This is a genomic window from Intrasporangium calvum, assembly GCF_028446585.1.
GTDB lineage: Bacteria > Actinomycetota > Actinomycetes > Actinomycetales > Dermatophilaceae > Intrasporangium > Intrasporangium calvum_A.
The window spans coordinates 1-14,974 of sequence record NZ_JAPFQL010000119.1; the positions used below are offsets into that span (position 1 = coordinate 1).

Below are 14,974 nucleotides of genomic sequence, written 5' to 3' on the forward strand. Positions count from 1 at the left end.
GTGGACAACGAGAACGGTGCGTGTCAGGGGCGCGGAATGTCGCGCCCCTGACACGCACCGTCAGAGGTCAGGACTCGTCGTCGAGCCGGGCGCTGCTCGTCGCCTGGACCTGCGTGAGGAACTCGTAGTTCGTCTTCGTCTTCTTGAGACGGTCCATGAGCAGCTCGATGGCCTGCTGGCTGTCCAGGCCGCCGAGGACCCGACGCAGCTTCCACATGATCTTCAGCTCCTCGCTCGCGAGCAGCAGCTCCTCACGGCGGGTGCCCGAGGCATTGATGTCCACCGCGGGGAAGATGCGCCGGTTGGCCAGCTGCCGGTCGAGCTTGAGCTCCATGTTGCCGGTGCCCTTGAACTCCTCGAAGATCACCTCGTCCATCTTCGAGCCGGTCTCGACGAGCGCCGTCGCCAGGATCGTGAGCGAGCCGCCGTTCTCGATGTTGCGCGCAGCGCCGAAGAACTTCTTCGGCGGGTAGAGCGCGGCCGAGTCGACACCACCGGACAGGATCCGGCCGCTCGCCGGGGCCGACAGGTTGTAGGCCCGGCCGAGCTTGGTGATCGAGTCGAGGAGGACGACGACGTCGTGGCCGAGCTCGACGAGACGCTTGGCCCGCTCGATGGCGAGCTCGGCGACCGTCGTGTGGTCGTCGGCCGGACGGTCGAAGGTCGAGGCGATGACCTCACCCTTGACCGCACGCTGCATGTCGGTGACCTCTTCGGGCCGCTCGTCCACGAGCACGACCATGAGGTGGCACTCGGGGTTGTTCGTCGTGATCGCGTTGGCGAGCGCCTGCATGACCATCGTCTTGCCAGCCTTCGCCGGGGCGACGATGAGTCCGCGCTGGCCCTTGCCGATCGGTGCGACGAGGTCGATGATCCGGGTCGTCAGCTGGCCCGACGCGGTCTCGAGACGCAGGCGCTGCTGCGGGTAGAGCGGCGTCAGCTTGCCGAACTCCACGCGCTTGAGCGCGTCGTCCGCGCCCTGGCCGTTGACGCTGTCGAGGCGGACGAGCGCGTTGAACTTCTGCCGCCCGACGTTGCCGGTCGGCTGCTCCCCCTCGCGGAGCGCCTTGACGGCACCGGTGACCGCGTCACCCTTGCGCAGGCCGTGCTTCTTGACCATGCCGAGCGGCACGTAGACGTCACTCGGACCGGGCAGGTAGCCGGACGTGCGAACGAAGGCGTAGTTCTCGAGCACGTCGAGGATGCCGGCGACGGGCACGAGGACGTCGTCGTCACCGATCTGCGGCTCGGAGTCAGCCCACTCCTGGCCCGGGCCGCGGCCGCGCTTGCGGTCACGGCTGCGCTGCCGGTTGCGGCCACGGCGGTTGCCGCGGTCGTCGTCGTCATAGCGACCCGCCTGCTGGCCTCCCTCGCGGTTGTCCTGGGCGTCGCGGTCGCTGCGGTCCACCACGTCACGAGTGTCGGCGTCCTGGCGGTTGTCGCGGTCCTGGCGGTTGTCGCGCTCGGGGCGGGCGCCCCGGTCCTGGACATCCCGGTTGGCGTCGCGGTCCTGGCGGGTGTCCCGCTCGGGGCGGGCGCTCCGGTCCTGGGCATCCCGGTGGTCGCGGTTGTCGCGGTCCAGGCCGCGCTCCTGACGCTGGCCCCGGTCCTGCTGCCGGTCACGCCGGTCGCGGCGCTCGCGCTGGCGGCGCCCCTCCTGCTCCTGACGGTCCTGCTCGGGCCGCTCCTGCTCCTGGCGGTCACCGGTGGGGCGCTCGCCGACCTCGGCCGACACGGCCGCCACGGCCTCTGCGGCCCGCTGCGCGCGGTCCGGCTGCCCGCCTCGGCGGCCACCGGTCCGGTCGCCCGCCCGGTCGTCCGCCCGGTCCTCCGCACGGAACCGGCCCTGGCCCTCAGCCGGACGCGTGACGGAGTCCGACGTCTGCGAGCCCGCGCTCGGTGCCGCCGCCTGCGACGCCTGCTCGACGACGGGCGGCGCGACCTGCTGGGCACCGCCCGAGACCGCCGAACCAGCCCCGCGCGTCGCCCGCCGAGGGGCGCGCACCGGAGCGGACTCCGGCTGCTGGGTCTGCGCCTGGGCCGGCGCCTGGGCGGGCGGCTGGGCCGACGGGGCTGACTGGGCCGACGAGGCCCCGCCGGACTGGCGAGCCTTGATGGCCTCGACGAGGTCGCCCTTGCGCATCCTCGCGGTGCCCTTGATGCCCATCGACGTGGCCACGGTCTTCAGTTCGTCCAGCTTCATTGCGGACAGACCCGACACGGGACGGGTGGTTGTTTCTGACACGAAGGATCCTTCCCCCTCGTTTGCGGCCCGGGAGATCCCACGGGGCCGGACTGGGGCCAGTGACTCTGGCCTATCGAGATCCACGTCGGCGCACAGCGCCGAGAGACAGTCGCCTCAGTGTGGGGGTGAGTGCACCGCCTGCGTGGTGCGGCCTGGGTGCGCCCTCACTGTAGCACCGCGACACCCGACCCGCGCGCCGCCCGCCCCGCACCCTCCGGCAACACACTCCCTTACCGCGTGCACCTGACACCTGCAGGCGCGGCAGGCAGCCGACAAGGGGGTTGTGTTGCAGCGGTGGGCGCGGCGGGTGGGAGCTCACACGACGACGGCGCTGGCGCCCTCGGCCGGGATCCCGGGGGTCAGCCTCGCCCAGCTGCCGAGCGCCGCGGGCGCCACCACGTCGGCCATCCGGTCCCGGGTCGTCAGCACCAGCACCGTCGGCCCCGCCCCGGAGATGACTGCTGCGTGTCCCTGGCTCCGCAGCGCGTCCACGAGCCGCATCGACTCGGGATAGGCGCTCCGGCGCGGCTCCTGGTGCAGCCAGTCCCGGGTCGCCGCATGCAGGTGCACCGGCTCGGCGGTCAGGGCATGGACGAGCAGCGCCGCACGCCCGCTGTTGGCAGCCGCGTCCTTGAGAGGCACCGACGACGGCAGCACTGCCCTGGCGTGCCGGGTCGCCAGCTGCTGGTCGGGGACGAAGGCGACGACATCGACGTCCGGGTGCAGCACCGGCCGAGCGGTCACCGTCCGGTCACCGAGATCGGCAGCGGTTCCGTCGGGCATCCAGCTCAGCGTCAGCCCGCCGAAGACACTGGCGGATGCGTTGTCCGGGTGCCCCTCGAGGACGCTGGCGATGTGGGACGCCACCCCGAGGTCGACTGGCACCGCGGCACCGGGAGCCAGCTCAGCGGCATACGACAGGGCCTGCGCCGCAACCACGCCCGCGACGATCGCGGTCGCTGACGAACCCAGGCCGCGACCATGGGGAACTCCGTTGCACGCGAGCAGACGCAGACCGGCAGGGCCGGGCACGCCGAGGGAGTCCCACGTGTGCCGCATGGTCCGGACCACGAGGTGCGACTCGTCCGTCGGCACCTCACCCGCGCCCTCGCCCGTCACCTCGACGAGCAGGCCGGGTGTGTCCAGCGCGGTGGCGACGTAGTCGTCCCAGAGGCCGAGCGCGAGCCCGATCGAGTCGAAGCCCGGCCCGAGGTTGGCGGTGCTCGCCGAGACGCGGACCCGCACCGAGCGAGCAGCCAGGGACACGTCAGTCCTCGAGCCCGAGGGCGCGCGCGGCGGTGTAGGCGTCGAGCGGGATCCGCGTGGGGGTCACCTCGGAGCCGTCCGCGGTGCGCAGCGCCCACTGCGGGTCCTTGAGCCCGTGGCCCGTGACGGTGCAGACGATCCGGGCGCCCTCGGGGACCAGCCCTGCGGCGTGGCTCGCGAGGAGGCCGGCCACCGACGCAGCCGATCCCGGCTCGACGAAGACACCCTCCTCGGCCGAGAGATACCGGTGCGCCGCGAGGATCTGCTCGTCGGTGACGGAGTCGATCCGCCCGCCGGACTCGTCGCGCGCCGCGATGGCCTGCTCCCACGAGGCGGGGTTGCCGATCCGGATCGCCGTCGCGATGGTCTCGGGGTGGTCAACAGGGTGGCCGAGGACCAGCGGCGCGGCGCCGGCCGCCTGGAAACCCCACATCCGCGGCAACCGCGTGGCCGGACCCGGCCGGTCGCTCACGGCGGGGTCCGAGGAGTACTCGCGGTAGCCCTTCCAGTAGGCCGTGATGTTGCCGGCGTTGCCGACGGGAAGGCAGTGGATGTCAGGCGCGTCGCCGAGGGCGTCGACGACCTCGAAGGCGGCAGTCTTCTGACCCTCGATGCGGGCCGGGTTGACTGAGTTGACCAGCTCGACCGGATAGGCCTCGGCGAGCTTGCGGGCCAGCGTGAGGCAGTCGTCGAAGTTGCCGTCGACCTGAAGGAGCGTCGCTCCGTGGGCGATCGCCTGGCTCAGCTTGCCCATCGCGATCTTGCCCTCGGGGACGAGGACGGCGCAGGCCATGCCGGCCTTGGTGGCGTAGGCAGCGGCCGAGGCGCTCGTGTTGCCGGTGCTCGCCGCGATGACGGCCTTGGCGCCGTGCTTCGCGGCAACGCTGATCGCCGTGGTCATGCCGCGGTCCTTGAAGGAGCCGGTCGGGTTGAGACCCTCGTACTTGAGGTGGACCTCCGCCCCGACCCGGTCGGACAGCTTGGCGGCGTGGATGAGCGGCGTCCCGCCCTCGTGGAGGGTCACCACTGGCGCCCCCTCGAGGAGCGGCAGTCGGTCGGCGTACTCGCGGATCACGCCGCGCCACTGGTGAGCCATCAGAAGCCTTCCACCCGCATGACGGAGTTGACGCCACGGACCACGTCGAGGGTGCGGAGGTTCTCGACCGTGGCGGACAGCGCGGCGTCCGAGGCGGTGTGCGTGACGATGATCAGGTTGGCCCGGGCGCCGTTGCCGGCCCCGTGGCCACCGGCGGCGTCCGACTCGGCCGCCTGGGGGCCGTCGGCCGGGACCAGCTGCTGGCGGACCGTCTCGATGGACACGTCCTGGGCCGCGAACGCCGCCGCGACCTTGGCCAGGACACCGGACCGGTCGGCGACGTCGAGGCTCACGTGGTAGCGCGTCTGCGCGTCGCCCATCGCGAGGATCGGCAGGTCGGCATAGCTTGACTCCCCCGGTCCGAGACCCCCGCCGACCCGGTGCCGGGCCACGGCGACGAGGTCACCGAGGACGGCCGAGGCCGTCGGCTCACCACCGGCTCCACGGCCGTAGAACATCAGCTGCCCCGCCGCGTCGGCCTCGACGAAGACGGCGTTGAACGCCTCGCGGACCCCGGCCAGCGGGTGCGACCTGGGGATCATGGCGGGATGGACGCGCACCGACACGCCACCCTCGGTCCGCTCGCAGATCGCGAGCAGCTTGACGACACAGTCCATCTCGCGGGCAGCGGCCACGTCGGCGGCCGAGACCTCGGTGATGCCCTCGCGGTAGACGTCGCTCCCGGAGACCCTCGTGTGGAAGGCCAGCGAGGCAAGGATGGCCGCCTTGGCAGCGGCGTCGAAGCCCTCGACATCGGCGGTCGGGTCGGCCTCGGCATAACCGAGCGCCTGCGCCTGCTCGACGGCGTCCTGGAAGCCCGCCCCGGTCGTGTCCATCTTGTCGAGGACGTAGTTGGTCGTGCCGTTGACGATGCCGAGCACCTTGCGGACCTCGTCCCCGGCAAGCGACTCCCGCAACGGGCGCAGCAGCGGGATGGCCCCGGCAACGGCGGCCTCGTAGTAGAGGTCGACGCCGTGCTTCGCGGCAGCGGCGTAGAGGCGGGGGCCGTCCTCGGCGAGGAGCGCCTTGTTGGCGGTCACGACGGAGGCGCCGTGCTCCATGGCCCGCAGGATGAGCGACCGGGCGGGCTCGATGCCGCCGATGACCTCGACGACGAGGTCGGCCCGGGTGACGAGCTCCTCGGCGTCGGTCGTGAAGAGCGACGGGTCGACGCCCAGCTCGGAGCGGTCGCGGCCGGCCCGGCGCACGGCGATGCCGACGACCTCCAGCCGCGCACCGACCCGGGCGGCCATGTCGTCGCTGCGCTGCGTCAGGTGGCGGGCCACGGCGCCGCCGACGACGCCGGCGCCGAGCAGGGCGACACGCAGAGGCTCACGGGCACTCACTGCACGGTCCTCACATCAGTCTCCACGGTGCGAATCCTGCCGTTCGGGGCTCTCCTGGACGTTGTTCGTATCGCGATCCGGACATCAGCACGCAGGATCTGCGCCGGTCAGACGTCAAGCGCGAGCAGGTCATCGATCGTCTCACGACGGACGATGACGCGGGCGTGACCGTCGCGGACGGCGATGACGGGGGGCCGGGGCGTGTGGTTGTACTGGCTCGACAGGGCCCGGCAGTAGGCCCCCGTGCCCGGCACGGCGATGAGGTCGCCGGGGCTGACGTCGCCCGGGACGAACTCGTCCTTGACGACGATGTCGCCACTCTCACAGTGCCGCCCGACCACGCGCCCGAGCGAGGGGGTCGCCTCGGATGCACGGTTGGCCACCGTGCAGGAGTAGTCCGCGTCATAGAGGGCGGTGCGGATGTTGTCGCTCATGCCGCCGTCGACGGAGACGTAGAGGCGGCTCGCCCCGCCGTCGAGGTCGACCGGCTTGACGGTGCCGACCTCGTAGAGGGTGAAGGTGCTCGGACCGGCGATGGCGCGACCCGGCTCGATGGAGATCCGCGGGACGGCGACGCCGTCGGCGCGGCACTCGCGCTCGACGATCTCGGCCATGCCGGCCGCAAGGACCTTGACGGGCTGCGGGTCGTGCTCGGTCGTGTAGGCGATGCCGAAGCCGCCGCCGAGGTCGAGCTCGGGCAGCTCGACGCCGAGCTCCCGCGCGATCTGGGTGTGCAGGCCGAGGACCCGCCGGGCGGAGACCTCGAAGCCGGCCGTGTCGAAGATCTGCGAGCCGATGTGGCTGTGCAGGCCGAGCAGGCGAAGCGTGTCGGGGCGGTCGAGGATCTGCCGGACGGCGTCCATCGCGTGGCCCCCGGCGAGGGAGAAGCCGAACTTCTGGTCCTCGTGGGCGGTCGCGATGAACTCGTGGGTGTGCGCCTCGACGCCGACGGTGACCCGCACCAGCACAGGGGCGACGACGCCGAGCTCGGCGGCGATGGCGGCGACCCGCTCGATCTCGGCGAAGGAGTCGACGATGATGCGCGACACGCCGTAGTCGAGCGCGGCTCGGATCTCGGCGGCGCTCTTGTTGTTGCCGTGCATGCCGATCCGTGAGCCGGGGACCTCGGCGCGCATGGCTACGGCCAGCTCGCCTCCGGTGCACACGTCGAGGAAGAGCCCCTCGTCGCGGATCCACCGGGCGACCTCGGTGCAGAGGAAGGCCTTGCCGGCGTAGTAGACGTCGGCGCCGCCGCACAGGTCGCCGAAGACCTCGGCATAGGTCTGCTGGAACTCACGGGCCCGCGCGCGGAAGTCCTCCTCGTCGAGCACGTAAGCGGGCGTGCCGAACTCGCGGGCGAGCTCGACGACGCTCACTCCGCCGACCGTGAGGGCGCCGTCCGTCCCGCGGCCCACGGAGGAGGCCCAGAGGGAGGGGACGAGCGCGTTGACGTCGACGGGGTGCTCGAGCCAGGTCGGCCCGCGGTAACCCTCGGCGTGCAGGGCGCCGGCTTCGTGTGCGCGCATGCTTCACATCCTCTCGGGGGCCGCGGCGCCGAGCCGCGTGAGTCCATTGCGCAAGACGATGGCCGTGGCCGACGCCAGGGCGAGCCGGGCGCCGTGGATGCCGCGGATGCGCTCGTCGACCGTCCGGGGGCGCACGGGCTGCGTCCAGTCGTCGGCGAGGACGCCGAGGTCGGTCACGGCGCGGACCTGCTGGGCGCGGTCGCCCTCGTGCCGGTCCATCCGCTGCGGGAAGTCGGCGAGGGCCACGAGGATGAGCCGTTCGGCGACGTGGCCGAGCTCCTCGCGACGGTCGGTGGGGCGGATCTGGACGCCGGCCGCTCGCGCGGTCCGGGCCAGGCGGCGCAGTCGTGCGTGCGCGAGCTGGGCGGGGCGCAGAGCCGGGTCGTCGGCGAGCCACGCGGGCACGTCGGCAGTCCCCTCGCTCTCGAGTGCGGGGTCGGCGCCGGGTTCGAGGTCGGGGAGCCGCTGGCCGGGCGGCAGTCCATAGGTCGCCTCGTGGTCGATCACCTCGTCGATGATGGCGACGCGGTCAGGGTCGGCGAGGGTGATGGAGAGCAGCCCGGAGGGCGCCACCTCGACGGCGGAGATCGACGCCTGGTCGACGAGCCGTTGAGCGAGCACGCGGCCGAGTGCGGCTGGCTCGAGGTCGAGCTCCGGCGCCCAGCGCTGGGCAATCGGCGTCACCCAGTCGGCGACCACGCCGGCCGATCGCGGGTCGACGGGCCGGAAGATCGGTCCCAGCGGCGGCCCGGCCTCCGCCTCGTCCGGCAGCTCCCCCACCCGAGCCGCCGCCGCGGCGACCTGTTCGAGGAGCCGGCGCAGCGCGGCAGGAGTCATGGGGTGAGTCTATTGACGCCACCCGTCCGTATGCCGCTGAGCTCGCTCCGCCCGCCCGGGTCCCCCCAGCCCTCCCGCCCCCTCCTGCGGCAACACGCCCGGATACCCGCTGCTCCTCCGTGCTGCAGCAGGTACCACCTTGGAGGAGGCGGGCGTGTTGCGAGGGCAGGCGAGGGGGATTCCGCGTTCCGGGCCCACTGCTGCTAACCTCACGGGGCGCACGAAAGTGCGTGGCCGCCCCCGTAGCTCAGGGGATAGAGCACCGCCCTCCGGAGGCGGGAGCGCAGGTTCGAATCCTGCCGGGGGCACCAGCGGAAAGGGCTTCTGACCTGTGGGGTCAGGGGCCCTTTGTCGTCCCTCCTGATCCTCGCGCCTGCCGGGCCGTGAGCCGCCGAAAGCCGGGACCTTGGTCCCTACCCCAGCAGGCGCTCGCCCACCGAGAATGACCGTGCGGACCCACTTGGGCGAGGCGTCGTGGAGGAGCGGCCCAGTAGGGGGAACGAGTGTGGCTCGCCGGGCAGCAGGCACCCGGCGAGCCCTTCGACGGGTCAGGACCTAGGCGAGACTCAGCAACGCCAGGGCATAGGCGTCCTCGGCATCGGCCGCCTCGTACACCGCCTCCCCGCCCGAGCCGTCCACGGTGACCCGCCAGCCGCCGTCGACCCGCCCGAGCGCGACGAAGCGGTCCCCGAGCAGCTCGCGGAGCTGGTCCTCGCGCGGCAGCCAGATCGCCTTGTCGAGGGTCACCGAGTCGAGCGCCCACTCCGTCGTGCCGTTGAAGCCGAGGATCGGATGTCCGTGGTAGGTGTGCACGTCGATGGTCAGCTCGCTGATCCAGAAGACCTCGTCGACGAGAGTGGGCTGGTCGATCAGGAACCGGTCGCCCGGCTGCGGTTGCCACAGCACACCCTCGGCCACGAGCCGGCGCGCGAGGTCGACGTTGATCACCTGCCCACGGTACGTCGAGGCCTCGCCGTCCGGGGCGCGACGCCGTTGACCGCTGCCACTCGAGCGGCGACGCTGATCCCATGCCGCCCCCACCGCTGAGCGACCTCAGCCTCGTCGACGACGTGCACGTCAGGATCACCTTCGAGGGACGCGAGGGTCTCGACGACGTGTTCCTCCTCGACCTCCACCTCGACCGGCGCGGCCCGGCGCTCGACGAGAGCGCCTACCTCGCCGCCCTGTCCCCGGTCGTCGCCCTCGTCGACTCGACGGAGGGCTGCGTCGTGCGGCTCGGTCGCGAGCACCGCCTGGGAGAGCGCCCGGTGAGCGCCGTCGACGTGTGGGTCTCGCTGCCGACGCCGGAGGTCCGGGCCGACGATACGGACCCCGGCGAGCGGTCGGAGCAGCGGGAGGAGATCGAGGCTGCTGTGGCCTCGGCCTTCCGGACCCTCATCGCCGAGCATCCGGCCCAACCGGCCCGCGAACCCGCCCACGACGAGGCCCTCGCCACGGCCCGTCGGCGGGTGGCCGAGGTCGCTCCCGAGGCCGCCGCGACGAGGCTCACCGTCGCGGCCGAGGAGCATGTCGACGGCCAGTGGTCGGTGCGCCTGGTCTCCCCCGTCGCCGGCGGCTTCGAGGTCGTCGTCGGTTTCGTCGACGGCCACCCCGGCACGACCCGCCTGCGCCGACTCCGGGTGGACGAGGTCGTCGACTCCGTCGGCGAGTAGCAGCCGCGCGTGCCGGGCGCGCGGGATGTCGCGCCTTCGGCACTCAGGCCGTTCTCGGGGAGGACTGCGTTCTGGCAGCATGAGGATGTGCTCATCTCGAAGCCGGTCGCGGAGGCCATCCGCGCCGGTCGGCTGGCCCACCCGCGGGTCGTGTCCAAGGAGCTCGGCGTCACGATCAGCGACGAGGTCGGCCATCAGCTCTCGCCCCGCGGCACCGCCTACCTCGCCGCGCTGGAAGGGACCTGATGCGCGCGAGCGAGCTGAGCGGCATACGGCCCCGTCGTATGCCGCTGAGCTGGCTCGCAGCGCGCGCGTCGTCCCGCTCCGGCGGGGTTGCCAGCGGTTGCCACAGTTGCCAAACGGGCCCCGTGGGCCGCCTGCCGTGGAGGCAATTGATGGCAACTCGTTCTCCGCGCGAGGCCCCGCATGGGTCACTGATCCGGGACCGCTGGCCCCCGCCCGGAGCCCAGCCACCGGATGATGCCCCACCTGCGTGCCCAAGGAGGTCACGCGGGACTGGAAAGGAAGTTGCCCACATGTCACCGAAGACCATGGCCGCGAGCGTCGTCGCGGGTCTGTCCGCCCTCGCCCTCGCCGCCTGCAGCGCGGGCACCGGCCCCGCCACCGGCGTCGCCAACGGCGGCGGCTCGACCCAGGCCGCTGCTGCGAAGACGCTTCGCCTGTCGCTGAACCAGACCGAGCAGCACCCCTCGTTCATCGCGCTCAAGAACTTCGGCGAGCGCCTCGCCAAGGCGACCAACGGCCGCCTCGGGATCCAGGTCTACCCGAACGAGACGCTCGGCGCGCAGGCCGAGGCCCTGCAGCTCGTCGGCGACGGCTCAGTTGACCTCGCGATCGTCTCCGGCTCGCAGCTCGAGAAGCTCAACCAGGACTTCTCCGTCTTCAACCTCCCGCTCGTCTTCGACTCGGTGGAGTCGCAGATGAAGGTCGTCAACAACGCGGACATCGTCGGTGACCTCTACAAGTCCCTCGAGTCGTCGAACCAGATCACCGTCGTCGGCGGCTTCACGCAGGGCACCCGCAGCGTCTACACGAGCAAGGGCCCGGTGAACACCCCGGCCGACCTCAAGGGCCAGAAGATCCGCGTCCAGGACAGCCCGCTCGCGATCGCGATGGTCGAGGCGATGGGCGCCTCCGCCACGCCGATGGCGTTCGGTGAGGTCTACACCGCCCTGCAGTCCGGTGTCATCGACGGCGCCGAGAACAACGAGGTCTCCTACGTCACGCAGAAGCACCTCGAGGTGGCCAAGTTCTTCAGCCGCACGAACCACCTCGTCGGCCTGGACTACCTCATCATCAACAGCGGCCTGCTGGGCGGGCTGTCCGCCGAGGACCGCGCCGCCTTCGACAAGGAGTGGGCTGCCACCTTCGCGGAGCACACCCAGCTGTGGACCGCCGAGACGGACAAGGCCGTCCAGGCCGCCGAGGCTGCGGGCGCGAAGTTCAACGAGGTCGACGCCGAGGCGTTCCGCAAGGCCCTCGAGCCGCTGACGGCGCAGTACCTCAAGACCGACACCCAGAAGGCCCTCTACGAGGCTGCGCAGAGCGCGGCCCAGTGACAACGGGCCGGCCCCGGGCTCGTACCAGCGGGCCCGGGGCCGGCACCACAGTCCGCGACCGATGAAGGAAGTGCAACGATGCGCCTGATCAAACGCTGGCTCGACAAGGTGCTCGCCACCGCGTCGGTCGCCCTCTTCACCCTGCTCGTGGTCATCGTCGTCTGGCAGGTGTTCACCCGCCAGGTGACCAAGGACCCGGCCACGTGGACCGAGGAGGCCGCCCGCCTCACCTTCGTGTGGCTCGGCCTGTTCGCCACGGCCCTCGTCTTCAGCGAGCGGGGCCACATCGCCGTCGACTTCGTCGTGCGGCGGCTGCCGGAGACGGTGCAGCGCGCCATCTCGATCCTCGTGCAGCTGACGATCATCGCCTTCGCGGCCCTGATCCTCATCTGGGGCGGCTACCGCGCTGCCGGCCGGGCCTGGACCCAGGAGCTGTCGGCCCTGCCCTTCACCGCCGGCCAGATGTATCTGGTGCTGCCCCTGACCGGGCTGATCATCACCTTCTACGCCGTCTACCACGTGACCGCGATCATCCGTCGGACCGAAGAGGCCTTCGCGATCGACGACGCCGCCGAGCCGGTCTGAGGAGCACACCATGGACCCCGCAAGCCTCGCCGCCCTGATCCTCGGCCTGGGGATCGCCGTCAGCATCCTCGTCAGCGTGCCGATCGCCGTCGGCATCGGCCTCTCCGCGCTCGGCGCCGCCGCCGTCCTCATCGGTCCCGAGGGCGCCGCCCTCGCCACCTCCCAGCGGATGTTCGCGGGCATCAACTCGTTCCCGCTGCTCGCCATCCCCTTCTTCGTCCTCGCCGGCGTGCTGATGAACAACGGCGGGATCGCCGGACGCCTCATCGACGCGGCCAAGGTGCTCGTCGGTCGGATGCCCGCCTCGCTGGCCCACACGAACATCGTCGCCAACGCGATGTTCGGCGCGGTGAGCGGCGCGGCGGTCGCCGCTGCTGCGGCCGTCGGCACCGTGATGACTCCCCGGATGGAGAAGGAGGGCTACAACAAGGCCTTCTCTGCCGCGGTCAACGTTGCCTCCGCCCCCGCCGGCATGCTCATCCCCCCGAGCAACACCTTCATCGTCTACTCCCTGGTCAGCAGCACGTCGATCGCGGCGCTCTTCATGGCGGGGGTCGGGCCGGGTCTCATCTGGACGGTCGCCTGCATGGTCGTCGCCCTGATCTGGTCGCGCCGCAACTCCAACCCGGAGAAGCCGGTGCGACCCACCTTCGGCCAGGCCGCCCTCGTCCTGTGGCGGGCCGTCCCCTCCCTGCTGATGATGGTCATCGTGATCGGCGGCATCATCGCCGGAGTCTTCACGGCGACGGAGTCCTCGGCGATCGCCGTGGTCTACTGCCTCGTCCTCGGCTTTGCCTACCGCGCCATCAAGGTGGCGGACCTGCCGCGGATCGTCCTCGACGCCTCCCGCACGACCGCCATCGTCATGCTCCTCGTCGGCGTCTCGTCCGCACTGTCGTTCGTCATGTCGTTCGCCCGCATCCCCGAGCTCGTCTCGGAGGCCCTGCTCGGCCTGACGACGAGCCCGGTCGCGATCCTCGTCATCATGATGGTGATCCTGCTCATCGTCGGCACCTTCATGGACCCGACACCGGCGATCCTCATCTTCGTGCCGATCTTCCTGCCGATCGTCATGTCGTTCGGGATCAACCCCGTCCACTTCGGCACGATGATCGTCTACAACCTCTGCGTGGGCGTCATCACGCCACCGGTCGGCAACGTCCTCTTCGTCGGCTCGAGAGTGGCGGGGCTGCGCATCGAGCCCGTGGTCGCCAAGCTGGTGCCCTTCCTCGTCGCCCTCATCATCGGTCTCTTCGTCGTCGTCTTCACACCGGCGATCTCGACCTGGCTGCCGATCCAGATGGGTCTGATGACCCCGTGATCCACCATGGGTGAGCGTCCCACCGGACCGCGCAACGGCAGGGGCCGCAACGGGAGAGTCCTGTTCGGCCCGCTGACCCGCGGTGGCGAGCGCAACTTCCTCGACACCCTGCGGGCCGAGAACGTCGGAGCGCTGCTCCTGCTCCTCGTCAGCGTGCTCGCCCTGGTCTGGGCCAGCTCACCGTGGGAGTCGGCCTACCGGGCGATCTCCGACTTCCGGGTCGGTCCTGCGTCGCTCGGGCTCGACCTGCCGGTGGCCGCCTGGGCGACGGACGGGCTGCTCGCGTTCTTCTTCTTCGTCGTCGGGCTCGAGCTGAAGCGGGAGTTCACGGTCGGCGAGCTGAGCAGCCCCCGCCGGGCCGCCCTGCCGGTCATCGCTGCTCTCGGCGGGATGGCGGCCCCAGCCCTGATCTACCTCGCCGTCAACCTCGTCGCGCCGGGGGGCGAGCCACGCGGTTGGGCGATCCCGACGGCGACGGACATCGCGTTCGCCGTCGCGGTCATCTCCGCCTTCGGCCGCCGGCTGCCCACGGCGCTGCGCGCCTTCCTGCTGACCCTTGCCGTGGCCGACGACTTCGGCGGGATCATCATCATCGCCACCGTCTTCGCACACGGGTTCAACCTCGCGGCGCTGCTCGCTGGCCTCGCGGCCATCGGCGCCTTCGCCTGGCTCGTCCGGCGCCGCACCCACCCCGCCGTGCTCCTCGTCGTGGGCGTCCTGGCCTGGTGGGCGGTCCACTCCTCTGGCATCCACGCGACGATCACCGGGGCGGCGCTCGCCTTCATGGTGCCCGCCGTACCGCGCGACGGCAGCGACGAGTCGGTCGCCGAGCGCTTCGAGCATGTGTGGCGCCCCTTCACGGCGGGCTTCGCCGTGCCTGCCTTCGCCTTCTTCGCGGTCGGCATGCGCGTGGACCTGGGGACCATGGGCGACGCTCTCAGCAGCCCGATCGCGATCGGCATCTTCATCGGTCTGGTGGTCGGCAAGCCGCTCGGCATCGTCCTGGCCACCCTCGCGGGGGCCCGCGCCCTGCGGCTGCACCCGGGGGCTCGCGGCGCCTGGCTCGACCTCCTCGCGGTGTCCTGCACCGCGGGCATCGGCTTCACCGTGGCGCTGCTCGTCGACTCCCTGACCTTCCGCGACGGGACCGGCGACGTCGGCAAGGCCGGCATCCTGCTGGCGTCCGTGACCTCGGCGATCCTCGGTGCGGCGCTGCTCGCCTGGCGGTCGCGGGTGCACGAGCGTCGCGGGGACCCCGTCCCCGCCAGCTGATCAGGACAGCAGCTCGGCCGCCCTGGCCAGCTCGTGCAGGCGCGCGACGGCTGAGGCCCGAGCCATCCGGTATGCCGCTGAGCTCGCTCGCGACGCCACCACCGTCGCGTCGTGGTGGCCCTCGCCCGCGACGAGTCCCGGCGAGAGCCGCTCGAGGGCGCCCTCGAGGCCGTCGCCGGCCTGGATCCCGACGAGGCCGAGCGCCGCGGCGCCCAGGGCAGAGCCTT

General features: G+C 71.7%; 13 protein-coding genes, 1 tRNA gene and 1 pseudogene. 7 read left to right on the plus strand and 8 right to left on the minus strand.

Annotated elements, in window-relative coordinates:
- Positions 1 to 67 precede the first annotated feature (67 nt).
- The 6 genes from rho to OO014_RS18355 form a co-directional block, all read right to left on the minus strand.
- Positions 68 to 2,245: a transcription termination factor Rho gene (gene rho, locus OO014_RS18330; RefSeq protein WP_272463771.1), complete on the minus strand. Its 2,178-nt coding sequence runs from the start codon at positions 2,243 to 2,245 to the stop codon at positions 68 to 70.
- 315 nt (positions 2,246 to 2,560) lie between these two features.
- The gene (thrB, locus tag OO014_RS18335; protein ID WP_272463772.1) at positions 2,561 to 3,511 is read right to left on the minus strand and encodes a homoserine kinase; all 951 of its coding nucleotides are present in this window, start codon (positions 3,509 to 3,511) and stop codon (positions 2,561 to 2,563) included.
- 1 nt (position 3,512) lies between these two features.
- Positions 3,513 to 4,607 carry a threonine synthase gene (thrC, locus tag OO014_RS18340; protein ID WP_272463773.1) on the minus strand — a complete coding sequence of 365 codons (1,095 nt, stop codon included), beginning with the start codon at positions 4,605 to 4,607 and terminating at the stop codon, positions 3,513 to 3,515.
- Positions 4,607 to 5,953: a homoserine dehydrogenase gene (locus OO014_RS18345; RefSeq protein WP_272463774.1), complete on the minus strand. Its 1,347-nt coding sequence runs from the start codon at positions 5,951 to 5,953 to the stop codon at positions 4,607 to 4,609. Before OO014_RS18345 ends, thrC begins: the two co-directional genes overlap by 1 nt.
- A 107-nt stretch (positions 5,954 to 6,060) precedes the next feature.
- Entirely contained in the window at positions 6,061 to 7,479 is a 1,419-nt protein-coding gene (gene lysA / locus OO014_RS18350; protein WP_272463775.1) for a diaminopimelate decarboxylase, read from the minus strand.
- Positions 7,480 to 7,482: 3 nt separating this feature from the next.
- Positions 7,483 to 8,316 carry a DALR anticodon-binding domain-containing protein gene (locus tag OO014_RS18355; RefSeq protein ID WP_272463776.1) on the minus strand — a complete coding sequence of 278 codons (834 nt, stop codon included), beginning with the start codon at positions 8,314 to 8,316 and terminating at the stop codon, positions 7,483 to 7,485.
- Between the two features lie 236 nt (positions 8,317 to 8,552).
- On the opposite strand from OO014_RS18355, the gene OO014_RS18360 reads away from it, so the two are divergent.
- Positions 8,553 to 8,627: transfer RNA gene (locus tag OO014_RS18360), tRNA-Arg, on the plus strand.
- A 244-nt stretch (positions 8,628 to 8,871) separates the two neighbouring features.
- Here the strand turns inward: OO014_RS18360 and OO014_RS18365 are convergent.
- Positions 8,872 to 9,264, minus strand: coding sequence for a hypothetical protein (locus OO014_RS18365; RefSeq protein ID WP_272463777.1), 393 nt, complete (start codon positions 9,262 to 9,264; stop codon positions 8,872 to 8,874).
- A gap of 80 nt (positions 9,265 to 9,344) precedes the next feature.
- Here OO014_RS18365 and OO014_RS18370 point away from each other — a divergent pair, with 80 nt between their 5' ends.
- The 6 genes from OO014_RS18370 (at position 9,345) to nhaA (ending at position 14,747) form a co-directional block, all read left to right on the plus strand.
- Positions 9,345 to 9,989 (plus strand): hypothetical protein, encoded by a 645-nt coding sequence (locus OO014_RS18370; RefSeq protein ID WP_272463778.1) that lies wholly within the window; start codon positions 9,345 to 9,347, stop codon positions 9,987 to 9,989.
- A gap of 87 nt (positions 9,990 to 10,076) precedes the next feature.
- Positions 10,077 to 10,235, plus strand: a complete 159-nt coding sequence (locus tag OO014_RS18375; protein WP_272463779.1) for a hypothetical protein — start codon at positions 10,077 to 10,079, stop codon at positions 10,233 to 10,235.
- A gap of 290 nt (positions 10,236 to 10,525) precedes the next feature.
- Complete coding sequence (locus OO014_RS18380) at positions 10,526 to 11,569, plus strand: TRAP transporter substrate-binding protein (protein ID WP_272463780.1); 1,044 nt, start codon at positions 10,526 to 10,528, stop codon at positions 11,567 to 11,569.
- A 78-nt stretch (positions 11,570 to 11,647) separates the two neighbouring features.
- Positions 11,648 to 12,154, plus strand: a complete 507-nt coding sequence (locus OO014_RS18385) for a TRAP transporter small permease (protein ID WP_272463781.1) — start codon at positions 11,648 to 11,650, stop codon at positions 12,152 to 12,154.
- A gap of 10 nt (positions 12,155 to 12,164) precedes the next feature.
- On the plus strand, positions 12,165 to 13,475 hold the full coding sequence (locus tag OO014_RS18390; protein WP_272463782.1) for a TRAP transporter large permease: 1,311 nt from the start codon (positions 12,165 to 12,167) through the stop codon (positions 13,473 to 13,475).
- 6 nt (positions 13,476 to 13,481) lie between these two features.
- Positions 13,482 to 14,747, plus strand: a complete 1,266-nt coding sequence (gene nhaA, locus OO014_RS18395) for a Na+/H+ antiporter NhaA (protein WP_272463783.1) — start codon at positions 13,482 to 13,484, stop codon at positions 14,745 to 14,747.
- Here the strand turns inward: nhaA and OO014_RS18400 are convergent.
- Positions 14,748 to 14,974: pseudogene (locus OO014_RS18400) on the minus strand (sugar kinase); the annotation flags it as partial.